Origin of the sequence: Flavobacterium pasteuri (assembly GCF_048286615.1) — a bacterium.
GTDB lineage: Bacteria > Bacteroidota > Bacteroidia > Flavobacteriales > Flavobacteriaceae > Flavobacterium.
In genome coordinates this window covers 305,361-332,114 of record NZ_JBLVPN010000003.1, presented here as the reverse complement: position 1 = coordinate 332,114, position 26,754 = coordinate 305,361, and the positions used below count along the sequence as shown (strand labels likewise).

The 26,754-nt window shown below is 33.8% G+C and carries 22 protein-coding genes; 13 read left to right on the top strand and 9 right to left on the bottom strand.

Annotated features, from left to right (window positions below; translation table 11 throughout):
- The first annotated feature begins 180 nt into the window (after positions 1 to 180).
- The 4 genes from thrA to ACNQF6_RS06425 all read left to right on the top strand — a co-directional run bounded on the left by thrA (position 181) and on the right by ACNQF6_RS06425 (position 6,895).
- Positions 181 to 2,628, top strand: a complete 2,448-nt coding sequence (gene thrA / locus ACNQF6_RS06440) for a bifunctional aspartate kinase/homoserine dehydrogenase I (protein ID WP_417964302.1) — start codon at positions 181 to 183, stop codon at positions 2,626 to 2,628.
- A 107-nt stretch (positions 2,629 to 2,735) separates the two neighbouring features.
- Positions 2,736 to 3,659, top strand: coding sequence for a homoserine kinase (locus ACNQF6_RS06435; protein ID WP_417964300.1), 924 nt, complete (start codon positions 2,736 to 2,738; stop codon positions 3,657 to 3,659).
- 44 nt (positions 3,660 to 3,703) lie between these two features.
- Positions 3,704 to 4,993 carry a threonine synthase gene (thrC, locus tag ACNQF6_RS06430; protein WP_417964298.1) on the top strand — a complete coding sequence of 430 codons (1,290 nt, stop codon included), beginning with the start codon at positions 3,704 to 3,706 and terminating at the stop codon, positions 4,991 to 4,993.
- Positions 4,994 to 5,452: 459 nt separating this feature from the next.
- Complete coding sequence (locus tag ACNQF6_RS06425) at positions 5,453 to 6,895, top strand: hypothetical protein (protein ID WP_417964296.1); 1,443 nt, start codon at positions 5,453 to 5,455, stop codon at positions 6,893 to 6,895.
- A gap of 78 nt (positions 6,896 to 6,973) precedes the next feature.
- Here the strand turns inward: ACNQF6_RS06425 and ACNQF6_RS06420 are convergent, their stop codons facing one another.
- A complete protein-coding gene (locus tag ACNQF6_RS06420; RefSeq protein ID WP_417964294.1) occupies positions 6,974 to 7,882 on the bottom strand; it encodes an SH3 domain-containing protein in 909 nt (302 codons plus the stop codon).
- Between the two features lie 634 nt (positions 7,883 to 8,516).
- Between ACNQF6_RS06420 and ACNQF6_RS06415 the strand changes: the two genes are divergently transcribed.
- Positions 8,517 to 8,993 (top strand): hypothetical protein, encoded by a 477-nt coding sequence (locus ACNQF6_RS06415; RefSeq protein ID WP_417964292.1) that lies wholly within the window; start codon positions 8,517 to 8,519, stop codon positions 8,991 to 8,993.
- 66 nt (positions 8,994 to 9,059) lie between these two features.
- Here ACNQF6_RS06415 and ACNQF6_RS06410 read toward each other — a convergent pair whose 3' ends face one another.
- A complete protein-coding gene (locus ACNQF6_RS06410) occupies positions 9,060 to 9,602 on the bottom strand; it encodes a lipid-binding SYLF domain-containing protein (protein ID WP_417964290.1) in 543 nt (180 codons plus the stop codon).
- Between the two features lie 208 nt (positions 9,603 to 9,810).
- Between ACNQF6_RS06410 and ACNQF6_RS06405 the strand changes: the two genes are divergently transcribed.
- From ACNQF6_RS06405 to ACNQF6_RS06395, 3 genes are all read left to right on the top strand, one after another.
- Positions 9,811 to 10,323: a GNAT family N-acetyltransferase gene (locus tag ACNQF6_RS06405; protein ID WP_417964288.1), complete on the top strand. Its 513-nt coding sequence runs from the start codon at positions 9,811 to 9,813 to the stop codon at positions 10,321 to 10,323.
- A gap of 27 nt (positions 10,324 to 10,350) precedes the next feature.
- Entirely contained in the window at positions 10,351 to 10,854 is a 504-nt protein-coding gene (locus tag ACNQF6_RS06400; RefSeq protein WP_417964286.1) for an SRPBCC family protein, read from the top strand.
- Between the two features lie 223 nt (positions 10,855 to 11,077).
- Positions 11,078 to 12,268, top strand: coding sequence for a BaiN/RdsA family NAD(P)/FAD-dependent oxidoreductase (locus ACNQF6_RS06395; protein WP_417964284.1), 1,191 nt, complete (start codon positions 11,078 to 11,080; stop codon positions 12,266 to 12,268).
- A gap of 78 nt (positions 12,269 to 12,346) precedes the next feature.
- On the opposite strand, the gene ACNQF6_RS06390 is transcribed toward ACNQF6_RS06395, so the two are convergent.
- From ACNQF6_RS06390 to ACNQF6_RS06375, 4 genes are all read right to left on the bottom strand, one after another.
- A complete protein-coding gene (locus ACNQF6_RS06390; RefSeq protein ID WP_417964282.1) occupies positions 12,347 to 12,730 on the bottom strand; it encodes a DUF3037 domain-containing protein in 384 nt (127 codons plus the stop codon).
- The gene (locus ACNQF6_RS06385) at positions 12,708 to 13,502 is read right to left on the bottom strand and encodes a HipA family kinase (RefSeq protein WP_417964280.1); all 795 of its coding nucleotides are present in this window, start codon (positions 13,500 to 13,502) and stop codon (positions 12,708 to 12,710) included. The genes ACNQF6_RS06390 and ACNQF6_RS06385 overlap by 23 nt, the downstream gene beginning before the upstream one ends.
- A gap of 95 nt (positions 13,503 to 13,597) precedes the next feature.
- On the bottom strand, positions 13,598 to 14,065 hold the full coding sequence (locus ACNQF6_RS06380; RefSeq protein ID WP_417964278.1) for a hypothetical protein: 468 nt from the start codon (positions 14,063 to 14,065) through the stop codon (positions 13,598 to 13,600).
- Positions 14,066 to 14,122: 57 nt separating this feature from the next.
- Positions 14,123 to 14,971, bottom strand: a complete 849-nt coding sequence (locus ACNQF6_RS06375; protein ID WP_417964276.1) for an NAD(P)H-hydrate dehydratase — start codon at positions 14,969 to 14,971, stop codon at positions 14,123 to 14,125.
- Between the two features lie 349 nt (positions 14,972 to 15,320).
- Here ACNQF6_RS06375 and gcvT point away from each other — a divergent pair, with 349 nt between their 5' ends.
- From gcvT to ACNQF6_RS06355, 4 genes are all read left to right on the top strand, one after another.
- Entirely contained in the window at positions 15,321 to 16,403 is a 1,083-nt protein-coding gene (gene gcvT, locus ACNQF6_RS06370) for a glycine cleavage system aminomethyltransferase GcvT (protein WP_417964274.1), read from the top strand.
- A gap of 6 nt (positions 16,404 to 16,409) precedes the next feature.
- Positions 16,410 to 18,452, top strand: coding sequence for a carboxy terminal-processing peptidase (locus ACNQF6_RS06365; protein WP_417964272.1), 2,043 nt, complete (start codon positions 16,410 to 16,412; stop codon positions 18,450 to 18,452).
- A gap of 110 nt (positions 18,453 to 18,562) precedes the next feature.
- Positions 18,563 to 19,276 (top strand): YebC/PmpR family DNA-binding transcriptional regulator, encoded by a 714-nt coding sequence (locus tag ACNQF6_RS06360; RefSeq protein WP_417964270.1) that lies wholly within the window; start codon positions 18,563 to 18,565, stop codon positions 19,274 to 19,276.
- Positions 19,277 to 19,830: 554 nt separating this feature from the next.
- Complete coding sequence (locus ACNQF6_RS06355; RefSeq protein WP_417964268.1) at positions 19,831 to 21,903, top strand: hypothetical protein; 2,073 nt, start codon at positions 19,831 to 19,833, stop codon at positions 21,901 to 21,903.
- Positions 21,904 to 21,984: 81 nt separating this feature from the next.
- On the opposite strand, the gene ACNQF6_RS06350 is transcribed toward ACNQF6_RS06355, so the two are convergent.
- Both ACNQF6_RS06350 and ACNQF6_RS06345 read right to left on the bottom strand, forming a co-directional pair.
- Positions 21,985 to 23,025, bottom strand: a complete 1,041-nt coding sequence (locus ACNQF6_RS06350) for a cysteate synthase (RefSeq protein WP_315208251.1) — start codon at positions 23,023 to 23,025, stop codon at positions 21,985 to 21,987.
- A gap of 68 nt (positions 23,026 to 23,093) precedes the next feature.
- The gene (locus ACNQF6_RS06345) at positions 23,094 to 25,154 is read right to left on the bottom strand and encodes a S9 family peptidase (protein WP_417964497.1); all 2,061 of its coding nucleotides are present in this window, start codon (positions 25,152 to 25,154) and stop codon (positions 23,094 to 23,096) included.
- A gap of 145 nt (positions 25,155 to 25,299) precedes the next feature.
- On the opposite strand from ACNQF6_RS06345, the gene ACNQF6_RS06340 reads away from it, so the two are divergent.
- Entirely contained in the window at positions 25,300 to 25,620 is a 321-nt protein-coding gene (locus ACNQF6_RS06340) for a YbaB/EbfC family nucleoid-associated protein (protein ID WP_417964266.1), read from the top strand.
- Positions 25,621 to 25,705: 85 nt separating this feature from the next.
- Here the strand turns inward: ACNQF6_RS06340 and ACNQF6_RS06335 are convergent, their stop codons facing one another.
- A complete protein-coding gene (locus ACNQF6_RS06335) occupies positions 25,706 to 26,728 on the bottom strand; it encodes a threonine aldolase family protein (RefSeq protein WP_417964264.1) in 1,023 nt (340 codons plus the stop codon).
- Positions 26,729 to 26,754: the final 26 nt, after the last annotated feature.

The window sequence follows — 26,754 nt, the reverse complement described above, 5'->3', positions numbered from 1 at the left end:
ATCACTCTTCGATTTCAACTCAAATTTGGGTTGCCTCTTCTGTTACATTTACTACAACAACTACTACCCCTTAGGGGTACACATTTTACATATAATCCTATTATTATATTTTTTTTCTGAAGAAAGAAAGTACTTGGGTATATAATAAACATTTGCATTTTTTACATAAAATAAACAAAAATGAAAGTATTAAAATTTGGTGGAACTTCAGTTGCCAATGCACAAAATATAAAACTGGTTTTAGATATCATTATCAATAAAGCAAAAGAAGAAAAATTAATTGTTGTGGTTTCTGCTTTTAGTAAAATTACAGATTTGCTCCAACTTGCTTCTCAAAAAGCAGCTGCCGGTGACGAAAGCTTTAAAGAAATTCTTTCCGATTTAGAGAAAAAACATTTAGATGCTTTAAAAGAACTTATTCCTGTAAGCGAACAAAGTGGCTTGCTAAGTCATACAAAAAGAATCATCAATCATCTTGAAACTTTGTTGGATGGATGCTATCTTTTGGGAGAATTATCGCCTAGAACTTCGGATACTATATTGAGTTTTGGTGAATTATTGTCTTCTTATATTATTGCAGAAGCATTAAAACAAAATCTAAAAAACAGCAGTTACAAAGACAGCCGTGAATTAATCAAAACCGACAATCATTTTGGAAAAGCCACAGTAAACTTTGAAGTTTCAAATCAATTAATTGCTGAATTTTTTGCTTCAAATGAAAATCAAGTGGTTGTAATGCCTGGATTTATTGCCGCATCAATGGACGGAATCAATACTACTTTAGGTCGTGGCGGCTCTGATTATACTGCCGCTATTCTTGCCGGAGCATTGAACGCAACTGACTTGGAAATTTGGACTGACGTTAACGGAATGTATACTGCTAATCCAAAAATTGTAAAACAAGCACAACCTATTGCATTCATTTCCTATCAGGAGGCGATGGAATTATCTCATTTTGGCGCCAAAGTTTTATATCCGCCAACTATTCAGCCCGTGTTGAGAAAGAACATTCCAATTCTTATCAAAAACACTTTCGAACCGGAAGCCGAAGGAACTTATATTTCAAATCAAGAAATGGATCACACTAATCCCGTAAAAGGAATTAGTCATATTGACAACATTACTTTGATTACGCTTGAAGGCCCAGGAATGATCGGTGTTAGCGGTTCATCCAAAAGGCTTTTTGAGGTATTGTCACATGAAAATATAAATGTAATTTTTATTACCCAAGCCTCATCGGAACATTCTATTTGTATTGGAATTCTAAATGCTGATGCTGATGTTGCTGAAGATTCCATCAACAATGCTTTTGAAGTAGAAATTCTACAAAACAAAATCGGTCCTTGTATTGTTGAAAAAAACCTGTGTATTATTGCTTTGGTTGGCGAAAACATGAAAAACCACCAAGGTTTAAGCGGTCGAATGTTTAGCACTTTGGGTAAAAATAACGTAAACATCAGAGCGATAGCTCAAGGTGCTTCTGAAAGAAATATTTCGGCAGTAATCAACGAAAGAGATGTAAAAAAAGCACTGAATTCGCTCCATGAAAACTTTTTTGAAGAAAACACTAAACAGTTAAACCTATTTGTAATGGGTGTTGGAAATGTGGGTGAGAAATTCATCGAGCAAATTTACCAACAAAACAAATTCCTAAAAGACAATCTAAAAATAAATGTTAGGGTCATTGCTTTATCTAATTCCAGAAAAATGCATTTTGACGAGGAAGGAATCTCCTTAAAAAACTGGCAATCTGCTTTAGAAAATGGCGAAGAGGCAAATAAAGAAAAGTTTCTTTATACAGTAAAAGAGCTTAATTTACGCAACAGTATTTTTGTTGACATTACTGCAAACGAAAGTGTGTCTAAAACCTACGAACAGTATTTAAAACGCAATATTGCCGTAGTGACTTGTAACAAAATTGCCTGTGCATCAGAGTACGATAATTATAAAAAACTGAAAAAATTATCCCGACAGTTCAATGCTCCTTTCCTTTTTGAAACGAACGTTGGAGCAGGATTACCGATTATTGATACCGTAAAAAACCTAATAGCTTCAGGAGATAAAGTGAATAAAATCCAGGCGGTTTTATCTGGAAGTTTGAACTTTATTTTTAATAATTTCAATGAAAACAACACTTTTCATGACGTTGTTAAAGAAGCTGGTGTACAAGGATTTACAGAACCGGACCCGAAAATTGATTTGAGCGGAATTGACGTTGCCAGAAAGATATTAATTCTGATACGAGAAAGCGGTTACAAAATGGAAATTGACGAGATTATCAACGAATCGTTCCTGCCTGCTGAATGTTTAGATACTATAAATAATGAAGCCTTTTTCAAATCTTTAATTGAACACGCAGCTCATTTTGAAACTATTTACAAAGAAGCGTTAAGCAAAGATTCTCGTTTGAAATACGTAGCGCAATTTGAAAACGGAAAAGCAAATGTTGGTTTAAGATTCATTCCTAAAGATCATCCGTTTTACAATTTGGAAGGAAAAGACAACATCGTATTGTTTTTCACGGACCGTTATGTTGACCAACCTTTATTGATAAAAGGAGCTGGTGCTGGAGCTGCAGTTACCGCTTCTGGAATATTTGCCGATGTAATTAGAATTGGAAACGTATAAATGAGTAGTAAAGTCGAATGTCATAAAGTCTCAAAGTTACCAACTTGATTTTATATTCATTCCTAAGACTTTACCACTTTATGACATTAGACTTTAAGACTAAAATTATGAATGAAATAAAAATATTTTGCCCCGCTACAATCGCTAATCTTTCCTGTGGATTTGATGTCCTTGGACTGTGTTTAGAAACTGCTGGGGACGAAATGATTATTCGAAAATCAGATATAAAAGGGATTCGCATCACTAAAATTGTGGGCGCCGACTTGCCTTTGGAAACCGAAAAAAATGTGGCTGGAGTATCCGCTTTAGCGATGCTGGAAGCCATTGAAACAGAATTTGGGTTTGAAATCGAAATATACAAACACATCAAAGCCGGAAGCGGAATTGGAAGCAGTGCCGCTAGTTCAGCGGGTGCTGTTTTTGGCATCAATGAATTACTGGGACGTCCATTTACACGCAAAGAATTGGTTTTATTCGCTATGCAAGGCGAAAAATTAGCCAGTGGAAATGCCCATGCCGATAACGTTGCTCCTGCCCTTTTGGGTGGTTTTACATTAGTAAGAAGTTCAAATCCTTTGGATATTATCAAAATAGAAAGCCCGTCAGAATTGTACGCAACCGTGGTTCATCCTCAAATTGAGTTGAAAACATCGGATGCGCGTTCGGTATTGAAACAAACTGTTTCCTTAAAAAGTGCTATCACACAATGGGGAAATGTAGGCGGATTAGTTGCAGGTTTGTACACTAAAGATTATGACTTAATTGGTCGCTCGTTGCATGATGAAATCGTAGAACCGTTACGAAGTGTTTTGATTCCAGGATTTGATTTAATCAAACAAACTGCATACGAAAACGGAGCTTTAGGTTCCGGAATATCAGGTTCAGGTCCTTCTATTTTTGCTTTAAGCAAAGGGGAAGCAACAGCTATTAAAATCGCCAAAGCTATGAGCGCTGTGTACGACGAAATGAATTTACCGTATGAAATTCACGTTTCTAAAGTGAATGATGAAGGAATGAAAATAATTAGTTAATACAATAATAAGGAGATTGCTTCGTGCCTCGCAATGAAAAAAAAATGAAATATTACAGTTTAAACCATAATGCACCCAAAGTTTCTTTCAAAGAAGCCGTAATACAAGGATTAGCCACTGATAAAGGTTTGTATTTCCCTGAAACAATTACTCCGCTTCCAAAGTCTTTTTTTGGCAACATCGGAAATTTAAGCAATGAAGAAATTGCTTTTGAAGCGATTCAACAATTTGTAGGTGACGAAATCCCAGCAGATACTTTAAAAGAAATCATTGCCGAAACCTTATGCTTTGATTTCCCTGTGATCGAAGTAGAAAAAGATATTTACTCCCTTGAATTATTTCATGGCCCAACGATGGCTTTCAAAGACGTAGGAGCTCGATTCATGTCTCGTTGTTTGGGGTATTTTAATAAAGATAATGCAGATAGTAAAAATACGGTTTTGGTAGCGACTTCCGGAGATACGGGCGGAGCAGTAGCCAGTGGTTTTCTTGGCGTAAAAGGTGTGGAAGTGATCATCCTATATCCATCCGGTAAAGTGAGCGATATTCAAGAACGTCAATTGACTACTTTGGGTCAGAATATTAAAGCACTTGAAGTAGATGGTGTTTTTGACGATTGTCAGGATATGGTAAAGAAAGCTTTTCTTGACGAAAGTTTAAAACATAAAAATCTGACTTCGGCAAATTCGATAAATATTGCACGCTGGTTGCCACAAATGTTTTATTTTTTCTTTGCGTACAAAGCATTAAAAAAACAAAACAAACCATTAGTTTTCTCTTGCCCAAGTGGAAATTTTGGAAATATTTGCGCGGGTATCATTGCCAAAAAAATGGGATTGCCAATCGAACATTTTGTAGCATCCACAAATGTTAATGATACGGTTCCAAGATTTTTAGAAAACGGAGTTTACGAACCTAAACCTTCTATAGCTACGATTTCGAATGCGATGGATGTTGGTAATCCAAGTAATTTTATCCGAATTCAAGAAATGTACCACAATGATTTAGAGCAGTTCAAAAAAGATTTTTCTTCTTTTACGTTCTCAGACGCAGAGACTTTAGAAGCCATGAAAACTATTTACAACACGGATGGTTACATTGCAGAACCGCACGGAGCAGTTGGATATCTTGGATTGAAAAAAGAATTACAAAACCACCCCAATGCGATTGGCATTTTCTTAGAAACTGCACATCCTATTAAGTTTTTAGATACGGTTGAACCAACATTAAACGTAAAACTGCCGATTCCTACACAAATTGAAAGTGTTTTAGGAAAGGATAAAGCGAGCGTAAAAATTAAAACGTACGAGGAATTGAAAGCTTTTTTGGGATAAAAAATATCAGTCTAAACAAATAAAAAACGACTAAGAATCTAATTTTAGTCGTTTTTTTGTACCTAAATAAATTTGTTTTAAAAGTACTCTTAAACTTGTATTTAGGAACAACAAAAAAATTCTTCACATTTTGGACTTTTATTTTAAATATATAATTATGAGTAATTTAAAGAGAAGCCTATCAATAAATTATGCCACAAAAAAATAAAATTCCAGATCTGAAAATATAGCTTGAATATGATTTAAATTATACTTAGTTTTGCAAAAAAATTGAGTTGTCTCTATTCAGGTTTTTGCGAGTGAAAAACAAACCTGAACCCCATTAAAAAACAACTAAGTATTTAAGACGCTGTTTGAATCTTAACTAAAATCAACCGATTAAAAAATACTTTAAAAAACTACCTGATAAAGTAGCTTCCCATATCAACATAATTTATTAAAAGAAGGAGAAAAAAGTTTATGACGGATCATAGCATGAATGCTGTTAGTTTTGAAATTGAATTATTGGATAAGCACAAAGATTACAGGACTCAATATAAGTCAAATGATTTGTATTGGGGCGTAGGAATAGAAAATGAATGTTATTTAGAGTTTGAAAACCATCGGGTGGTAGACAAAGATTTTTTGCTGACTAAAGGGCTTCATGAAAAGTATAGTGTGAATCACTTTAAGAATTACAAAGAAAACGTTTACCAGAATTCATTGCTAAAAATATTATCCGATAAAGAATATTATTTGCCGGTACTGATGAACTCCCATTCGTTTACAAAAACGGACATTAACAACCAGCATAAGACTTTTGACCCCATAGCTAACGAACCAAATCCTGAATATTTAGGGGAAAGTATTTTTGAAATATTACAAAAAAACAATCCATATTTTATAGACGAGCTCCAAAAAGAGTTCATTTTTGACGGTGACACAGTTGAATTTGTTACGCAAAAATTTTACAAAACAGATATTGACTCGGCCATTGCTGAGCTAGCAACAATAAAACAAGGTTTCATAAACCACTTACAAAGCGCCTTTGATAAAGATAAAATCTTTACGGAATTTGGCACTATAAAAATATGTTCTAAAAACCATCCTTTTGCCATATTTATTTCAAACAACACTAATTATTCTGTTTTTAATAATATGACCTATCACTTCAATTTAACTATTCCTACTGAGTTAAATAATGAAGGTGAAATTAAGGACAAAACAGGTTTTATAAAAAAACACCAGAGAGCAATTCGATTATTCCAATGGCTGAGTCCATTATTTATGACAAAATTCGGTTCTTCTGATTACTTATCGCATAATGACAGCAGCGTCAATTTAACAAAAGCATCACAACGATGTGCCATGTCAAGATACATTGGGGTGGGTACTTATGATACAAATGTGATGAAAACCGGGAAAATTGTCCAAATGAATTTTGATGAACATCCAATGCATGATAACCCGTTATGGTGGGTGAACCGTTATTCTGAAATATCGGATTATGAAAAAATTGATAAAATTGGTCTTGACATTAATTTTCACAAGCACAAAAATCATGGCATTGAGTTTCGAATATTTGATTATTTCGACGAAAAACACCTACAGGAGGTTTTGAATTTTCTTGTTTTTATTATGGATCATGCCTTATTAAACGAAATCGAAAATCCAATTTGCGATTTAGAATGGAATAACTTTGTCTACGAATCTATTATCCACGGCAAAGAAACCCATGTACCATCAAAATTCATCAGCCTTTTAGAAAACATATTATCTATTACCATAGAGTCGAATGATCCTTTATTAATCTATGATCAAATATACAGCAGCTTACATGCTCGTTATTACGAAAAAGGCTTTTGTAGTTCTTTACTAATTAAAAAACAAGACTGCACTGCAAATGCAATAGCATCTTTATAAAATAACTCGCAAATAAAAACACTTCTTGTTGACTATAAACCTACAAGAAGTGTAATTACTCACAAGAAGTTTTTTTAACTAATCGTGATAATAAAAGATAGCGGAAGTATATCCTTTTTCTGGATCTTTATTATCCCACCAATCTTCTCTAATTTCTGAAAAATAATTATAATTTTCAGCACCTGCCTGGGACTGCAAAGGATAAATAACTTTGTCGTCTTTTCTAAAGGCTTTATCAGTATCCGTTTCTGGAACAACAACTACAATATGCCCTGATTTATTCAAGATGAATCTTTTGGCACAGATGATTCCTACTCCTCCAGTAGCATTTACTTTCTTTTGAAGTTCATCAACATTATCGATTCTTTCCCAACCAAACTCACTCCCAGATTGCAAAAACCAATCATAGATATAATTGGAATAAAAAGGTCTTACTGTTTCATCAAAAACCACTGCTACTTCTTTCCCTTTCTCCAGTTGCTCGATTGCGGAATCAGTCCATCTCAATCTGGGGATATAGACCCTGGCAAAAAAACAATAATCAAAAGTATAAATATTACAATAAGTATCCGAGGCGTCTTTCTGATAACGGAAACTTTTTGAAACATCCAGCGCCTTGATGATGTTTTGAATTGAAGTAAGTTTAGACTCCAGACTAGTTAAATCTCTAAACGGAATTGAAGGATCGCCAATAGGTTTATACGTTTCCTCTTTACTGTCCAGACTTGCTTTTGTACCCGGCTCAAAATTGGGCACTTCAATATCCATAATTTTTTGATTCGTTTCATCAACAAGCTCGATATCTTTTGAAAACACAAACCCCTCTTTTTCAGTGTTTAAAAGTTTTACTTTCCACCAATCTGATGCTGTTTTTTCAATTAATTTTACGGTATGTCTAAAAGGTATTTGCAATAAAATTTTGGAATTATCCTGCGTTGCCGGAAAATCTCTTAGATTTAATGACGGAGTAGCGACTCTATATTTCATACTAATCAATTAATTATAAATGATTCTACTGCCAAAATACTAAAAACAACCAAGAGAGCACCACAGAACACCATTATTTTTTAGATTTTTTTTAGAAACCAATAATGTAAAACAGCATTTAATGAGTACTATTTTGCCACAAGAAAAGGAAGCGTGAACATTAAGATTTAGACGGAATTGAAGGTTTTTTTGGATAAGAATTAAATGTTTTTTTAAATACAAAACGACTGAGAAGTGATTTTTAGTTGTTTTTTTATGAAATAATTCGATTCAATGTCAAATCGAGCACAGTGTGATTAAATTAGTACAAGTAAAATCATTAAATTTTACATGATGTAGAAAAGTATTTTTTTACGGTATAAAGTCAACCCTATTAGTTTGAATTTAAGTTATTTATAGCAAAACAACTTATTAGTAATTAAAACTATTACATTATAAATAAAATAAAAGATGAGTATGTTTAATTATTTGGCGTCCAAATAAAACCCAATTGCTCAGATATATACAATTTCCCTAGCTTGGCCTTAGCTAGTGAAATTACCGAACAACCTAAAAAACAAAACAAGCTACTGACTTAAAAGGATGTAGCTTTTTTTATACGTTGGCGTAACAATAAAAACCAAACAAAAAAACGATGAACACAACAGAGCAAGTACCACAGCAATCAAAGTTCCCTATCAAAAATATTTTTCTTCCTGACTACGAAAACTACGAAGGCGTTCGCAGAATCAATATTTATGTGATGCGGCTGTTCTTCGCGTTAATGTTTATTTTTGTTGCCACAGATTCCTGGACCGTTATTCTTACTCATGAAGGGGAATGGGATCCTACAAGAGCTGTAGCTTGGTGCACTTGGGCGGCTTACTCCACACTGGCACTTTTGGGTGTATTCCATACGTTACGAATGTTACCCATTATGCTTTTTATGATTTTTTACAAAGGACTTTGGCTTATTGTTGTCGCTTATCCTTTATGGTCAGCCGGCACGCTCAAAGGTTCCCCAGCCGAAGGAATGGCATATATGTTCTCCGGAATTATCATACCAATACTCTTCATGCCTTGGAAATATGTATTCAGAAAATACATTTTAATAGAGACAAAAAAGAAATAATTATAGTATTTCAAAATACTTACTAAAAACCAAAACGGCTGAGAAAATTCCTCAGCCATTTTGGTTTTATCGCAAGTTATTAAACTTGAATTGCTGTCCACCAATAGATGCCTCGTACATGAGTCCGCCCTTTTGCATGGTAAACACCATCACGCCATTCGTATATTTTACATTTGCTGAGGCGCCTTCCGTTACGGCTACAGCAGAAGCTTGTGCGGAAAACTCGAATCGGCTCTCTTTAAACCGGTTCATTTCATTTTTTGATTCAAAAAATATCACCTCCCGATACGCTTGTCCGCCAGCTTGAAATCCTATGCTCAATTGCGTCAATTTTGCCATTCCTATTCGTTTGTTCTGCTCATATACAACCCCGTTTCCTGCTGCACCGCCAACGCCAAGACCTCCTTTACCTACATTTGGAAAAATAACATAACCGTAAGCTTTATCAAAAAGCGCTTTCATCAACGGGTCACTTTTAATAAACTCGGCCTTTGCTATTTTACTATCAGCAATAATTTTATTTTTTTTAGCGGTCGATTGTCCCAATACAGGCGCTATGTTGAGTACACAAGCCATCATTATTACCAAAAAAATATTTAAATTTTTCATAATCATATCTTTAAATTACTGTAAAATTTCTTTGTTCAAAGATAAAAAAAAATATTTTTTAATAATTAAATATACTGATTATCAATGCAATATAAATTATTTTATACATTTAAAGAATAATTATTTCATCAAAAAAATGAAGTGATTACTCCCTTTTTTCTACCTTTGAAAAACACAAAGCAATAACCCAAGAATAGAGGTAGTATACATGATTACAAAAGCAACAATAAAAGACGTTTCCCTTTTAAATACATTAATCAATTCAGCGTATCGCGGCGAATCGTCTAAAAAAGGATGGACCACTGAAGCCAACATATTAGAAGGACTACGAACCACAGAACAAGAACTCACAGAAACGATTCAAAATACAAAAAATACCATTCTAAAATTTACTCAGGAAAATCAGATTATAGGTTGTGTATTGTTGATTGAAAAAGAGCAGGAATTGTATTTAGGCATGCTGACCGTTTCACCGGAATTACAAAACAGTGGCGTTGGAAAAAAATTATTGCAGCAAGCAGAACTTCATGCCTTGGAATTAGGATTGCCAAAAATCATAATGACAGTAATTTCCGTTCGGGATGAACTTATTGCTTGGTACAAACGTAACGGTTATGAGGATACTGGCGCAAAAGAACCGTTTCCAGTAAGCGATGTTCATATTCCAATTACGGAAGTGCCTTTGGAATTTATCGTTTTGGAAAAAAGGGTTTCTAATTAGTAATAATCAATCTTAAGTCAAAATAAAATGGGAACAAATAATAAAACAGTTGTTGTAAAAAATTTAGAAGAAAAATCAATTCTGGTATCGCGAACATTTTCTGCGCCGCTTGAAAAAGTTTGGCTAGCGTTTACGGAAAGTGAATTGTTAGAACAATGGTGGGCACCACAACCCTGGAAAGCCGAAACCAAAACGATGGATTTTTCCGTTGGCGGCTATTGGTTGTATGCAATGGTGGGTCCCGAAAATGAAAAACATTGGGGACGAATGGACTATACTGCCATAACACCATATTTAAGTTTTGAAATTAAAGATAGTTTTTGTGATGAGGAGGGAATCGTAAATACTTCAGTACCGGTTTCTATAGGGACTATTGCTTTTGCTAAAACAGAGTCTGGTACATTGGTTGAATTCAAAATGTTTTATTCTAATGAAAAAGAGATTGAAACCATGATTGAAATGGGCTTTGAACAAGGCATTACCGCTTGTCTTGAGCAATTAGAAACATTATTTCAAGAAAATAAAATCTAACGATAAGCAAGATTTCGTTTAGTCCTCGGGTAGTTAGCGTAAGGGATTGCGGCGGCATCCTTTATTTTTTTCTTTAAAAAAATAAAGATAGAGCCAAAAGCCCGACCCCAAAGCTGCAGATACATTATTCAAAACGGGATTTTCTGCTTTGGGGTTACGCCCAATCTCTAATATTAAATCCAATATCAGAGAATATGGGTAAAACAAAACCTATTTTTGTAACGTGAAAAAATCAGTTTCAATTATTGGAGGAGGACCCGCAGCACTTATACTTGCTGCATTATTGGATTGTGAGAAATTCAAGGTTACTGTTTACGAGAAAAATAAAACATTGGGAAGGAAATTTCTGGTGGCCGGAAAAGGAGGATTCAATCTCACCCATTCGGAACCCATTACTGATTTGATTGCACGCTATACACCGCCTCATTTTCTGGAAAAAGCATTACTTGATTTTGACAACAACGATTTTAGGAATTGGATTGATTCCATTGGTATTCCAACGTACATCGGCAGTAGTAAGCGGGTGTATCCTGAAAGTGGTATCAAGCCTATTACTGTTCTCAACGTAATTCTAGATGTCCTTGATCAGCAAGGTGTTGCTATTCAATACCAACATAATTGGACAGGTTGGACGAGCAACGATGATATTATTTTCAATACGGATACAGTAATAAAATCAGACTATACCATTTTTGCTATGGGCGGAGGCAGCTGGAAAGTTACCGGTTCTGATGGTAGTTGGCTTGATTTATTCGAAAAGGAAAGTATTCCTATCGTTCCTTTTCAATCTTCTAATTGTGCATATCAAGTGAATTGGCCAGAAGATTTTATCCTAGAACATGAAGGCAGTCCGCTTAAAAATATTGCGATTAGCTGTTTGAATAAAAGGCAAAAAGGCGAAGCGGTTATTACACATTTTGGTTTAGAAGGAAATGCTATTTATGCGCTTAGTCCACAAATTAGGGAGGAAATGGAGAGCCAAAAAAAAGCTACAATTTTCTTAGATCTAAAACCAACCTTGCGCTATGATGATTTGCTTGACAAAATTAGAAAATCAACTTTTAAAAAGACGAGCGAAACATTACAAAAAGAAGTTAAATTGAGTCCTGCACAGATTGGTCTTTTGAAAAAATACCTTTCCAAAGAAACTTATTTGAATCCTGAATTATTGGCACAAAACATAAAAAAACTGCCTATCGAAATCACAGGTTCTGCCCTATTGAACGATGCCATATCTACAACAGGCGGCATTCAACTGAATGCTGTGGATGAAAATTTCCAATTGAAAAACAAAAATCGTAATTATTGTATTGGTGAAATGCTAGACTGGGATGCGCCCACTGGCGGTTACCTTCTTCAGGCTTGCTTTAGTATGGGGATGCATCTTGCACGTCACCTAAATAAGGTTCCTTAATTTTTAATATTCTATTATAAACTGCAATAAAGCATTCTGTTTTTGAAAAATGACTCTCCAACAGTTTTTTAAATTTATTTACAATACCATTTCTTCAAACAAGCGCTGTGTGGTTTGTTCCAAATCATCACACAAACCCGGATGTGGTCTTGAAGTTTGAATGGCAGAACTGCGAAGTGCTGTCAACCAACGGAAACGCGATGGAATATCAAATTGTCCTATGGGTCCTCCTGATTTTTCGCCATGTGCCACTTTCTCGAATGCCTGTAAATTTAGATGCAATTGTTCTAGATCTAAATCGGCTGAGAATAGTTGCAATTTGGCTTCGTTCATCGAGCAGATTACTTTTATAAACTTCGCTTTTTTACAAAACAAAATAATACCCACATTGAGGAATTCTTCGCGTTCTACCCTAGGCACAACACGGATTACGGCATACTCATATAAGTGCTTCTCTTGCATTTTGTGTTTCGTTTATAAAAATTTGGGAATGGTTTAAACGTATCGATAAAAACTGAAAATAGACTTCCCGAATAGCCTCGGGAGTTTCATCGGTATCTTCCCAATGGAGCCATACTTCCGGAATAAGATTCACTATACTCTGTAATACCTCTTTCGTCAATATTTTTTTGAATATTTCATCCGTTTCTGGCAATAAGGAAGCTTGAGGCAATAATACATGGTCTTTTATCAGTGCAAAAGGACTTTGCGCGTGCTTTTCCCAATTGGTCCAAGAATGATGAAAATAAAGACTTGCACCGTGATCGATCAGCCATAATTCTTTATGCCAGATCAACATATTGGTGTTTCTAAACGTTCTGTCGACATTAGTGATAAAAGCATCTAACCAAACAATTTGCGAGGCTAGTTTTGGGTCAACCAAAGTGACAACTGGATCAAAATTTATAGCTCCTGATAAATAATGCAACGCCAAATTGAGTCCCTGACTGCCTTGAAGCAAATCCTGAATTTCTTCATCGCCTTCTGAACGGCCAAATGCTTCATCGAGATTTGCAAAAACGAGTTCGGGCATTTTTAGGTTTAAAACACGAGCTATTTCTCCGCCAATTAATTCGGCAATCAAAGCTTTCACGCCATGTCCGGCACCTTTGAATTTCAGTACATATTTAAAATCATCATCGGCTTCAGCGAGCGCAGGCAAAGAACCGCCTTCCCGCAACGGAGTGATGTATCGCGTAACATTTACGGTTCTAAGATGAGGTATTTTTTCCATAATCGAATTGGATAAAGCAATTTTTCTTGGATACAAACTTACAAATAAGTAGTTTGATTTTGTATTAGTAATTACTAAAACAGTAAATAATATTGCTACTTACTGGTGTAAGTTTCACCATGAACTTCTTTTATAGAAATTAACTCTTTACAATAATAAATTTCTTTTCCTCTGGTTTCAATGTTCATTTTAAGACTTACTTTTCTATTATTTGAAATCAAATCATTTGAATTATAATTCTTTACTTTTTGATAATCATTCTCGCTTAAATAGACACTTATAATTGAATCTTTTGTTTTGAGTTTAATAGAAGGAGACTTTATTACTTTGTGTTTTTGTAATGCATCAAAATAATTCAAAATAAACACATCATCCGCACTAGGGTTTTTAATTTGACGCGTACCATTAAGTACTTTTTCCCACTCATCAATACTCTTCTGATCAAGATTATAATAGTTAAAAAGATCAATCGACTTAAAAGCCAAATCTCCTTCAATAATTTTTTCGTTTCGAGAACATGAAATAAGGATAAATACGAAAAACAATAATTTTAATTTGTTCATGTTGATGACCATTTTCTAATTGTTGAGTTCTTAAAAGTAGTTAATTTAGAGAATATCTCAACTTTCTAAACTCAAAAAGGCTTTCCCAATATTAGCAATTACATCTGAAGCAATAAACGATTGATAGCCGGTTTCTGGCAACGCAATATCAGCGGTTAATCCGTGGAGATACACACCAAGAATTGCGGCACTAACAGGTTCATAGGATTGTGCTAATAAACTGGTAATCATTCCCGTCAAAACATCGCCAGTTCCAGCAGTTGCGAGAGCGGCATTTCCAGTAGTATTTTCATAGACAGTTTCGCCATCTATGATTTGGGTTGGTGCACCTTTCATAACTATTATAAGTTGGTATTGTTTAGAGAAGGAGATTGCTTTACTCCTTTTCTCTTCTTCGGAATCCCATTTTCCTATTAATCGTTCCAGTTCTTTGGGATGTGGCGTTAAGATTGTTTTGGACGGTACTAAAGAAAACCATTCTTTATTTTTGGATAAAATATTCAATGCATCGGCATCGATTACTAAAGTCGTTTTACTCGTTTTTAAAAATTGATGCAGCGCATTTTGGGTTACTACCGCCTGACCTAAACCTGGACCAATTCCGATAGCTTGTGGTGCAATTTCGAAAGTGATATTAGAAATTTTTTCCTCTTGAATATCTGTGATAACCATGACTTCGGGAATCGCGATTTGCAGAATTGTATAGCCACATTTTGGAATAAAAACAGTGACTAATCCGCAACCAGTTTTCAAACAAGCTTTCGCAGACAAACTCACTGCTCCTATTTTCCCATAACTTCCACCGATGATTAAAGCATGACCCTGAATTCCTTTGTGAGTATTTTTGTCAAGCTGTTTGTAGCGTTTCAGGATTTCTTTTTGGTCGATGTAAATAGGATTTTTCATTGAAATTTGTTTGTCTAAAACTACGAATTTTATAGGAAACAAATTCGTTCATTGATCCTAAATTCCCAAGCCCTGATTACTTCACAATACTTCTATTTTAATAGGAGTTCAGTGAACTTCGTTTAAAGCGGCATCTCCCGCTTTAGAAAAATAAGGCTTTTTAGCCGTAGTTTTTGTTAAGCGGGAATACAGCGAATAGCAGGAAATAGCTCCTAAAAATACTTATTATAAATCCTACAGTATGTGTTCTTACGAAAACGTTTGAAACTTTAAACTTTGCTTCGCTCTGCCTTTGTCACCCGAAATAAAATCAATAAATTAGCGACTTGAAATTTTATATAAAAATACAATGAAAAATACTGCGCTTACACACATACACGAGAATTTGGGAGCAAAAATGCTTCCGTTTGCCGGATACAATATGCCTATTTTATATGAAGGAGTAAATGCAGAACATGAAACGGTGCGCAATGCAGTGGGTGTTTTTGACGTTTCTCACATGGGTGAATTCTTGCTTACGGGTCCAAATGCATTAGCTTTGATTCAAAAAGTGACTTCGAATGATGCTTCTACTTTGACTATTGGAAGAGCGCAATATTCTTGCTTGCCAAATACTGATGGTGGAATTGTAGACGATTTGCTGGTTTATAAAATGAAAGACGAGCAGTATTTATTAGTGGTAAATGCTTCTAATATTGACAAGGATTGGGATTGGATATCGGCTCAAAATGATTTGGGTGTAGAGATGAAAAACTTATCGGATGATTATTCATTATTGGCAATTCAAGGACCAAAAGCGGTTGAAGCGATGCAATCCTTGACTTCAAAAGATTTATCTGCGATTCCATATTACCATTTTGAAGTGGGTGATTTTGCCGGTATCGAAAACGTCATTATTTCGGCTACAGGATATACTGGTTCTGGTGGTTTTGAGATCTATTGTAAAAATTCAGAAGTAGAACAAATTTGGAATAAAGTTTTTGAAGCGGGTGCGGCTTTTGGTATTAAACCAATTGGTCTTGCGGCTCGTGATACATTGCGACTAGAAATGGGTTTCTGTTTGTACGGAAATGACATCAACGACACGACATCGCCACTAGAGGCTGGTTTGGGATGGATTACGAAGTTCACTAAAGAATTCACGAATTCAGAAAACCTGAAAAAACAAAAAGAAGTAGGAGTTACTAAAAAATTAGTCGCTTTTGAAATGCAAGAACGTGCGGTACCAAGACACGATTACGAGATTGTGAATGCTTCAGGAAATATAATCGGGATTGTAACTTCGGGAACCATGTCGCCATCGATGAATAAAGGAATTGGTATGGGTTATGTAACTGTTGAAAACAGTGCTTTGGAGAGTGATATTTTTATAAGAATCCGTAAAAATGATGTTCCTGCAAAAGTGGTAAAATTACCTTTTTACAAGAAATAATAATAAATGAAGAAACTTTCACTTGTATTCTTGCTGACTACATTTTCACTTTTAGGTCAAAATGATGTGAAAACTTGTGAAACACTTTCTAAAATAAATACGTTAATACAACGTGAACATTACCAACCAAAACCGGTAGACGACAGTTTATCGGTTTTTGTTTTTGATAGCTTTTTGGATGTTTTGGACTCTAACAGAAACTTGTTTACCAAGATTGAATATCAAAAACTATATGAGCATAGACTTCAATTGGACAATTACATCTTAGAGAATAATTGTTCTTTTCTGAGTAATTTTGTTGCCGTTTATAAATTGGCTTTGATTCGGAAAAAGAAAATTTTAGAGAAAATGCAACAGGAAAATTTTGATTACAACTCAAATGATTCTGTGAAATTTTCGAAGAAAAACTTCCCTTTTGATTTGGTAATAACTGATATAGAAAGAGTTTGGAGAAAGAGAATTAAATACGATATTCTAGAAGATATTTCGAAATTGAGTTCCAATTTAGATTCGCTTACACAGAATTTTTCAAAGCTGGAGAAAACGGCTAAAACAAAAATATTTGACACCAACTTATGCAAAGTAAATAGTATACTTGAAGACACAAACAGATTAGAAAATGACCTTCAAAATAATTTTCTAAATATTTTTTGCACTTATTTTGATCCTCATTCCAATTATTTTTCAATGGATGTTAAATCCAGTTTTATGTCGGGTTTATCAACGAGTAATCTTTCATTGGGATTAAATATTGGATTTAATGAAAAAGAAGAAATTATCATCGAAGAAATTGTCCCCGGTGGTCCAGCGGCCAAAACGGATAAGTTTGAAAAAGACGATGTAATCCTGAAAGTATCTAATACCAAAGGAGATGCATATTCTGTTTCCTGTTCTTCCATAGAAAAAATTGGAGAATTAATTTTTTCTGATTCGAATATAGAAATTGAGTTGACCATTCAGAAAAAAAATGGAACAGTACAATCTGTACGCCTGAGAAAGCAAGTAATGAAAGCCACTGAAAATGCTGTTTTCAGTTACATTGCCGAAGCGGAAACTAAAATTGGGTACATCAACATTCCTAGTTTTTATTCAAATTTCGACGGATATTCTATTCAAGGTTGCGCTGATGATGTTGCCAAAGAAATTGAGAAACTTCAAAAAGACAATGTTGAAGGTTTAGTAATCGATCTTCAAGACAATGGCGGTGGATCAATGGAAGAAGCCATTAAATTAGCTGGAATGTTTTTAGATATTGGCCCAATATCTGTTTTAGTTAATAATAAAAATAAGCAAACCATTTTAAAAGACGGGAATCGTGGCAGCGCATACAATGGCCCTATTGTGTTGTTAATCAATGGAAATTCAGCATCGGCAAGCGAATTTTTTGCAGCGTCAATGCAGGATTATAACCGGGCAATCATTATTGGCAGTACATCATTAGGCAAAGCTTCTATGCAGACCATTTTACCGTTGGACGAAAATAATCAACAGGGATTTGTGAAACTTACTATTGAAAAATTCTACAGAATTACAGGTAACAGCCATCAAATAAAAGGAATTGTTCCAGATATTGCTCTACCCGTTTTATTTGACAGTATCATTCAGCGAGAAATCAGTTTTAAAACAGCTTTGAAATATGATATGATTAGCACAAAAGCAAGATTTAATCCGTTTTCAAAAACTTATTTCCCCAAAATAGTCGAATTAAGTAATTCAAGAGTGAAAAATAGCTCTCGTTTCAATGAAATTAGTTTGGCCAACAAACAGATAAATGCACTTTATAACAATCCAAAAAAACCGACTCGCTTAGTTATTGAAGAAGTATTCAACGATATTCATGAAATTGATTCGCTTTGGAAAAAAGTTAAAAAAATTGTAGAAAGTGAAAACAACAGTACGATTTCAAATAATTCCTTTGATTTAGAGCAATTAAAATTTGATGTTTTTCCACAAGATATTAATCGCTATAAAATCAGACAAGTGAAAAACAATCCTTATTTAGATGAAGCAATTGCCATAATAAACGATTATAAGAATTTTAATAAATAATGATTCTATCAAAAAATAAGAAGAGCAAAACAATGTTCCAATTGATTAATAAAAATTTTTGAAAAAATAACTAATAACTGTATTTTTGCAGTTCAAAATAAAAAATAGAAATGGGAAGAGCGTTTGAGTTTAGAAAAGGTAGAAAAATGAAACGTTGGTCAGCAATGGCCAAAGCATTTACCAGAATTGGTAAAGATATTGTTATGGCCGTAAAGGAAGGCGGACCAAATCCTGAAGCCAATTCAAGATTAAGAGCCGTAATCCAGAATTCAAAGGCAGTAAATATGCCAAAAGAAAATGTAGAACGTGCCATTAAAAAAGCTACTGATAAAGACACCGCCAACTATAAAGAAGTTTTATTTGAAGGGTATGCTCCTCATGGAATTGCAATTCTAGTTGAAACAGCTACAGATAATAACAACAGAACTGTTGCTAATGTTAGAAGTTATTTTAACAAATGTAACGGCACAATGGGAACACAGGGTTCGGTTGAATTTATGTTTGACCATACCTGTAATTTTAGAATCCCAACAAACGGAATAGACCCTGAAGAATTAGAATTAGAATTAATCGATTTTGGTGCTGAAGAAGTTTTTGAAGACGAAGACGGTATTTTAATTTATGCTCCGTTTGGAAGTTTTGGAACCATTCAAAAAGAATTAGAAAATAGAGGACTTGAAATTCTTTCTTCCGGATTTGAGAGAATTCCTCAAATCACCAAAAAACTTACAGAAGCTGAAGTCGCTGATGTAGAAAAACTAATTGAAAAATTAGAGGAGGATGATGATGTGATGAACGTTTATCATACTATGGAAGAGGAATAGATTTTGATATAATTATACTTTAAACTCTAGCTTTGGCTAGAGTTTTTTTGTTTCACTATTTATGAACTAACAATATTACATCTGTGATTTATTGTTTAAAATATTCTTTGAGTTATTTTTTTAAAACTGGCTTAAAACATAGTTATAAAACAAACCAAATAGTTTCTTGGAATTATATGCTTCCCTAAGACTTTTACCTTTTTCTGAAATTTTCAAGCAATAAATCAGTAAAATATAAATAAGTTTTAAAAGACATTTACCTTCAAATTATTTTATAAATACCGTTTAAATTATTGACTTTATCTAAAAATAGAAGATTTAGTAAACGAGTATTATTTAATATCTTTTATACTGCTACCAAGTTTCTTATATTTGCTGACTTTTGCGAAATGCTACGCCTCAAAAACAAGCGAAACATCAAACCGTTAGGAGCAAAATTATTTTTTGTTATGATCTTCAACAAAATATAGTCCCTGATTGAATGAGTTTAGTTAGCAATGTAAATTTCCAAATACAGAGTATCGTTCTAAGGAACGTTTTAAATTACAACACTTATGACAAACAACATTCTAATTGAAAATCAATATAAAAGAACCAGTTTATTTGAAAAAGAAAATGTGAACTATTTAGTACGCATTTTAAAAAGATTCAATACCGTACCAAAGATAAATAACATCAATATTATCACTTCAACCAGTGAGCCTACTGTTTTTAAAATTGTACCCAACAAATCAATTATAATTGGTTCCTCATTTTTAGACAAACCCATTTTAGCGTTAGTCTATTTAAGATATGGAATCGAATGGCAGCTATGGTACAAAGCTTTGAACGCCGAAAAAAAAGATGTTGTTTTATGTGATATTGCAGCTCTCGAAGTGATTCGAATTTTTTATAATTTACTACCGAAAGATGATAAGGAAAAGTTAGAAAATCTTGATTATATTTTAATTAACTTAATTAAAAATGATACCTCTTTAAATACTGAATCTTCATTAATATACGACGAGCTTCAATCTTTTCATGGTTTAAAAAATTCTAATACTGAACTCATAGAATCTTGGAAACCTATTGTCGAAAATCTTGCAAAACCCACAGAATACATGTTGATGTCTGGTGGTGATCTTAGATTGAATATCGATGAGATTCATTTGCTTAACAAATACGGATGCCGTCCATTCCCAAGACCTGATGCATTTACTTTTGCTTCGTCGACGGCGTCAAGCGTTTCTAATTTTGCTTTTGACAAAACAGATAAAGTGAGAAGTATATTGATTAGAAATAGCCTTAAAAAAGGTTTTCAAAATACTACAATCGAGTTTTCTGAATTGCTAAAAAACAATCTTAGACATATTTTTAAATTAAATGAGGAATGTGAAATAATTTTTTCACCATCAGGTACTGATTCTTCTCTTCAAATAGCAGCCATAACACAAATTATTTCTGACAAAGAAATTACACATATTTTAGTGGCCTCTGATGAAACTGGTAGCGGTGTAGCTGCCGCATTAAAAGGGTGTCATTTTGAAAACACTACTGCTTTAAATTATCCAATTAAAAAAGACACTAAAATTGAAGGATTTAGAGATGTTGATTTAATACAAATCCCTTTTAGAGATCAAAATGGCGCATTAAAAACGTCTAATCAATTAGATCAGGAAGTATTTGATGCCGTTGTTAAGACCAGAAATGAAGGCAGACATATAGTATTACATACTATGGACCAATCAAAATTAGGGTATCAATCTCCCAGCGACGAATTTATTAAAAAACTAAACACACTTGAAGATTTATCAATTCAAATAATTGTAGATGGATCACAGCTAAGATTAGATCCAAAAGACATACAAAATTATTTAAATAGAGGCTATATTGTCACCATAACGGGGAGTAAATTCTTTACTGGTCCTCCATATTGTGGTGCATTAATTTTACCTAAAAATGTCAATAAATTAATTCAATCTGTAAAAAACACATTACCTAAAGGATTAAACCAATATTATAATCGTTCTGACTGGCCGACTTCTTGGTTTTGTTCCAATGAATTATCTGAAGGCTATAACTATGGTTCCTATATGCGCTGGAATGCCGCAATAGTTGAAATGGACAGGTATTACAAAACACCTATTTTATATCGAAATATGGGTATTGAGATGTTTTGTAATTTTGTGGACGACTCCATAAAAGAGGCCTCTTTTTTACAACCTATTTATGGAGATGAAACAAAAACTAAGAGTTACAGCAGTAAAGAATTTGGAATAAGAAATATTCGTACCATTTTTCCTTTTTTTATTTTTAAAAACAATGAAGTCTTATCTGTTGATAAAGTAAAAAAATTATATACATTATTAAATTCTGATTTATCTGACCAGTTTGAAGGTTCTTCTTTAGAAATCATTCGACTTGCTGCCCAAAAATGTCACATTGGTCAAGCTGTTAATGTAAAATATACTACAGAAATTGAAAGTGCTATATTAAGAATTAGTTTGGGGGCAAGAGTTATTTCTGAAAGTTGGGTCAATAGAGATATTAGTCTCTTTTTTAGAAATATAGAATTACAAATGAGTCAGATCACAATCACTATTAAAAAAATTGAATTGATACTTAATAATCCTGAATTATTGGATTAAATAATAAGTATTCAAATTTAATATTCAATAAAAAAATCCCATTTGCTGAGGCAAATGGGATTTTTTTATTGAATATTAAATTTATTTTATAAATTCTATTTTTTGAACTTCTTCTTCGTTGATGCTGTCAAAGAAACCTTGTTCGTTCATCCAATCATCGCTAAATACTTTGCTCATATAACGAGAACCGTGATCCGGGAAAATTGCTATTACATTACTATTAGCATCAAATTCACCTTCCTCCGCATATTGTCTAATCGCTTGCATCACTGCTCCTGAAGTATATCCAACAAATAAACCTTCTTTTCTGGTGATTTCTCGTGCAGCATGAGCGCTTTCCTCATCTGTTACTTTCATGAACTTATCAATTATATCAAAATCAGTTGCAGATGGGATTAAATTTTTTCCCAGACCTTCTATTCTGTATGGATAAATTTCGTCGTTATCGAATTCTCTAGTTTCATGATATTTTTTCAACACAGACCCAAAAGCATCCACTCCAAGAATTCTAATAGTAGGATTTTGTTCTTTTAAATATTTTGCAGTACCTGAAATAGTTCCGCCTGTTCCACTACAAGCTATTAAGTGTGTAATTGCTCCGTTAGTTTGTTTCCAAATCTCCGGACCGGTAGACTTATAATGCGCATCAACATTCAATTCATTAAAGTACTGATTAATATAAATCGAACCTTTCGTTTCTTCATGCAAACGTTTAGCGACGTTATAATAAGAACGTTCATCATCAGCAGAAACATGTGCCGGACAAACATATACTTTAGCACCTAAGCTGCGAAGCATGTCTATTTTATCTTTAGATGATTTAGAACTAACAGCAAGAATACAATTGTAACCTTTTATGATACTGACCATTGCTAAACTAAAACCCGTATTACCGGAAGTTGTTTCAATTATGGTATCACCAGGAGATAAAATACCTCTCCTTTCAGCTTCTTCAATTATGTATAATGCTATTCTATCTTTTGAAGAATGTCCCGGATTAAAAGCTTCTACTTTAGCGTAAAAATTTCCTTCTAAATTTTCAGTAACTTTATTTAGCTTAATAAGTGGAGTATTACCTATTAATTCTAAGACATTATTATAAGCAGTTATTTCTTTTTTCATAAAAAAATAGTTAGTCGTGGCAATCTTACACTAAACACGAATGTTACAAATTTAACAAAAAAATCTAATTAGTTTTTAATTTCTTCTAAATCTAATAGGAAACTATATTCTTTTGCTAATTCCTTTAGGGCTTCAAAACGCCCTGAAGCACCTCCGTGACCTGCATCCATATTCGTATTAAGATATAAAACAGTGTCATTTGTTTTTTGAGTTCGTAGCTTTGCAACCCACTTTGCAGGCTCCCAATATTGCACTTGAGAGTCATGTAGTCCTGTAGAAACAAACATATTAGGGTATTTTTGAGGCTTTACATTATCATAAGGCGAATAAGAAAGCATATAATCATAATATTTCTTCACGTTTGGATTACCCCATTCGTCATATTCTCCTGTTGTAAGCGGAATAGTATCATCAAGCATAGTGGTAATTACATCTACAAAAGGAACTTGAGCAATCACTCCGTTGTATAATTCCGGTGCCATATTTACTACTGCTCCCATTAATAATCCTCCTGCTGAACCACCTTCGGCATATAAATGTTCCGGTGAAGTATATTTTTCCTGAATCAAAAATTTAGAGCAATCGATAAAATCAGTGAATGTGTTTTTCTTTTTCAATAATTTTCCATCTTCATACCATTCTCTTCCTAAATCTTCACCACCACGAATGTGTGCTATTGCAAACACAAATCCTCTGTCCAGAATAGACAAGCGTGTCGATGAAAAATAAGTATCCATCGTAACGCCATAAGAACCATACGCATAAAGCAATAAAGGATTGTTGCCGTCTTTCTTTAATCCTTTTCGGTATACCAAAGAAATAGGCACTTTAGTTCCATCAGTAGCAGTGGCCCAAACACGTTCTTCGATGTAATTATTTTTATCAAATTTGCCTCCAAGAACTTCTTGCTCTTTCTTGATTTCTTTCTCTTTGGTTTTCATGTTGAAATCAATAACCGAAGATGGCGTTGCTAATGATTGATAGCTGTAACGCAAGATATCCGTGTCAAAATCAACATTTGTGGTCGTGTAAGCATTGTACGTTTCACTTCCAAAAGGCAAGTAATACTCTCCTGCTCCACTCCAAGGCATTATTCGAATATGATTCAATCCCTTAGAACGTTCTTCAACAACCAAATAGTTGCTAAAAATCTCGATATCTTCCAGTAAAACCTCTTTTCTATGGGCAATTACATCTTTCCAATTTTCTTTTGCAGTAGCGTTTTCAGGCGTTTTCATCAACTTGAAATTTGTCGCCTTATCTTTATTGGTAAGAATGTAAAAAGAATCTCCAAAATGAGAAATACTGTACTCTAAACCACGAACTCTTGGTTGAAAAACAACAAATTCTCCATCTGGATTATCTGAATTTAAAATTCTATATTCAGTAGTTAGTGTACTTCCTGAACCTATAACAATATATTTTTTGGACTTTTCTTTACCTACAGAAACATTGAACGTATCGTCTTTTTCATTAAAAACTAATACATCTGCAGCAGCATCAGTGGCTAATTTATGCTTAAAAACTTTATCAGAACGCAAGGTAACTTTGTCTTGTCTGGTATAAAAAATGGTTTTATTATCATTTGCCCAAACTGAACTTCCAGTAGCATTTTCAATCTTATCCGAAAGAATTTCTCCTGTTTCAAGATTTTTGATTTGTATTGTATAAATGCGTCTTCCCACAGTATCAATACCAAAACTTGCAAATTTATTGTCAGGACTCACACTCAAACCTCCTAGTTGAAAGTACGAATGTCCTTTGGCCAAATCATTGCAGTTAAATAAAATTTCTTCATTGGCAGAAAGACTTCCTTTTTTTCTCGAATAAATGGGATAATCCTGCCCTTTTTCAAAACGGGTAATGTAGTAATAGCCGTTGTATAAATAAGGAACTGACTGATCATCTTCCTTAATTCTTCCTTTCATTTCTTCAAACAATTCTTTTTGAAAATCTTTAGTATGAGCTGTCATTGCATCATAATATGTGTTTTCTTTATTCAGGTAATCAATAACTTCGGGATTTTCTCTGTCATTTAACCAGAAGTAATTATCAATTCTTGTCTCATTATGTTTTTCTAATGATTTAGGAATTATTTTAGCTACTGGAATTGGACTTTTTTTTAACATTTGTTGTGCTTTTGTATTAGTAAATGAAGTTACAAAAATAACACAAAGAGAAGTTATGATGAGTCTATTTTTCATGAATATTTTGTTGAATATGACTATGCAATATACTAATTTTGTAATTCAATTAATTTAAAAAAATTAAAACATGGATTTAATGGGAATGATGGGTAAACTTAAAGAAACCCAACAAAAGATAGAAGATACTAAAAAACGTTTAGATACAGTCCTTATAGATGAGCAAAGTACCGATGGTTTATTAAAAGTGACACTTACTGCTAATCGCTCCATTAAATCAATCACTTTTGACGATTCCTTGCTGGAAGACAAAGAACAATTAGAAGATTATATGATTTTAGTACTAAACAAAGCTATCGAAAAAGCTACTAAAGTAAATGAAGCTGAACTTGATGCTGTTGCAAAAATGGATATGCCAATGATTCCAGGAATGGATAATTTGTTTAAATAAAAAAATTTAAAGTTTAAGGTTTAACGTTTTTTGATCACGATAAAAACTTTAAACCTTAAACTTTAAATAAATTCTCCAAGAAGAACTATACTAACTTTTGCAATGTTTCCAAAACATACGTGTGCATTACTTCTTTATAATCAAGATGCGTAACGATTCTTAGTTTTCCATGACCCATGGAACTGATTAAAATATTTTTTTGTTTCAACAATTCAATTAAATTCTTTTCAATACAATTTGGAACCAATGTAAATATCAAAATATTAGTCTCAACAGGTTCCACTGACGCAACCCAACTTACATTTCTCAAAACTTCTCCTATTTCTTTAGCTCTTCGATGATCTTCGGCAAGGCGTTCTATATTATTATCCAAAGCATAAATTCCGGCTGCCGCCAAATAACCTACTTGACGCATTCCTCCACCTAATATTTTTCGGATACGCAACGCTCTGTGAATGGTCGCTTTGTCAGCTAATAAAACCGAACCAATAGGCGCTCCCAACCCTTTTGACAAACAAACCGAAATCGTATCAAAAAGTCTCCCAAATGCTTTTGGATCTTGATTTTTAGCAACTAAAGCATTCCAGATTCTAGCACCATCCATGTGAAATTTTAAATTGTTAGCATCACAAACCATTTTTATTTTTTGCAAATCTTCCAGTTCATAACAAGCACCACCACCTTTATTGGTAGTGTTTTCCACACATACTAAACTCGTTAACGGACTGTGGTAAAATTCCGGATCATTGATCGCTCCAGCAACTTGTTCCGCAGTAATCATTCCGCGATTTCCATCTAATAAACAACAAGAAACGCCGCTGTTAAAGGAAACTCCACCACCTTCATAATGATAAACGTGTGCGTATTTATCCGCTATTAATTGTTCTCCGGGCTGTGTGTGTAATTTTATAGCTGTTTGATTAGCCATTGTTCCTGATGGGAAAAAAAGTCCCGCTTCCATTCCGAACATTTCGGCAACTTTAGCTTCAAGTTCAATAACCGTGGGATCTTGTTTGTAAACGTCATCACCTACCACAGCGTTTAACATGTGTACCAACATTTCGCGTGAAGGCTTTGTAATCGTATCGCTAATTAAATTTATCTCCATATTATTTTTATTTTTGATAAGGGCAA

What these genes read in the sequence shown, in the direction of transcription:
- thrA (WP_417964302.1), top strand. Translation starts at nt 181, where the DNA reads ATGAAAGTATTAAAATTTGGTGGAACTTCAGTTGCCAATGCACAAAAT.
- ACNQF6_RS06435 (WP_417964300.1), top strand. Translation starts at nt 2,736, where the DNA reads ATGAATGAAATAAAAATATTTTGCCCCGCTACAATCGCTAATCTTTCC.
- thrC (WP_417964298.1), top strand. Translation starts at nt 3,704, where the DNA reads ATGAAATATTACAGTTTAAACCATAATGCACCCAAAGTTTCTTTCAAA.
- ACNQF6_RS06425 (WP_417964296.1), top strand. Translation starts at nt 5,453, where the DNA reads ATGACGGATCATAGCATGAATGCTGTTAGTTTTGAAATTGAATTATTG.
- ACNQF6_RS06420 (WP_417964294.1), bottom strand. Translation starts at nt 7,882, where the DNA reads ATGAAATATAGAGTCGCTACTCCGTCATTAAATCTAAGAGATTTTCCG.
- ACNQF6_RS06415 (WP_417964292.1), top strand. Translation starts at nt 8,517, where the DNA reads ATGAACACAACAGAGCAAGTACCACAGCAATCAAAGTTCCCTATCAAA.
- ACNQF6_RS06410 (WP_417964290.1), bottom strand. Translation starts at nt 9,602, where the DNA reads ATGAAAAATTTAAATATTTTTTTGGTAATAATGATGGCTTGTGTACTC.
- ACNQF6_RS06405 (WP_417964288.1), top strand. Translation starts at nt 9,811, where the DNA reads ATGATTACAAAAGCAACAATAAAAGACGTTTCCCTTTTAAATACATTA.
- ACNQF6_RS06400 (WP_417964286.1), top strand. Translation starts at nt 10,351, where the DNA reads ATGGGAACAAATAATAAAACAGTTGTTGTAAAAAATTTAGAAGAAAAA.
- ACNQF6_RS06390 (WP_417964282.1), bottom strand. Translation starts at nt 12,730, where the DNA reads ATGCAAGAGAAGCACTTATATGAGTATGCCGTAATCCGTGTTGTGCCT.
- ACNQF6_RS06385 (WP_417964280.1), bottom strand. Translation starts at nt 13,502, where the DNA reads ATGGAAAAAATACCTCATCTTAGAACCGTAAATGTTACGCGATACATC.
- ACNQF6_RS06380 (WP_417964278.1), bottom strand. Translation starts at nt 14,065, where the DNA reads ATGAACAAATTAAAATTATTGTTTTTCGTATTTATCCTTATTTCATGT.
- ACNQF6_RS06375 (WP_417964276.1), bottom strand. Translation starts at nt 14,971, where the DNA reads ATGAAAAATCCTATTTACATCGACCAAAAAGAAATCCTGAAACGCTAC.
- gcvT (WP_417964274.1), top strand. Translation starts at nt 15,321, where the DNA reads ATGAAAAATACTGCGCTTACACACATACACGAGAATTTGGGAGCAAAA.
- ACNQF6_RS06365 (WP_417964272.1), top strand. Translation starts at nt 16,410, where the DNA reads ATGAAGAAACTTTCACTTGTATTCTTGCTGACTACATTTTCACTTTTA.
- ACNQF6_RS06360 (WP_417964270.1), top strand. Translation starts at nt 18,563, where the DNA reads ATGGGAAGAGCGTTTGAGTTTAGAAAAGGTAGAAAAATGAAACGTTGG.
- ACNQF6_RS06355 (WP_417964268.1), top strand. Translation starts at nt 19,831, where the DNA reads ATGACAAACAACATTCTAATTGAAAATCAATATAAAAGAACCAGTTTA.
- ACNQF6_RS06350 (WP_315208251.1), bottom strand. Translation starts at nt 23,025, where the DNA reads ATGAAAAAAGAAATAACTGCTTATAATAATGTCTTAGAATTAATAGGT.
- ACNQF6_RS06345 (WP_417964497.1), bottom strand. Translation starts at nt 25,154, where the DNA reads ATGTTAAAAAAAAGTCCAATTCCAGTAGCTAAAATAATTCCTAAATCA.
- ACNQF6_RS06340 (WP_417964266.1), top strand. Translation starts at nt 25,300, where the DNA reads ATGGATTTAATGGGAATGATGGGTAAACTTAAAGAAACCCAACAAAAG.
- ACNQF6_RS06335 (WP_417964264.1), bottom strand. Translation starts at nt 26,728, where the DNA reads ATGGAGATAAATTTAATTAGCGATACGATTACAAAGCCTTCACGCGAA.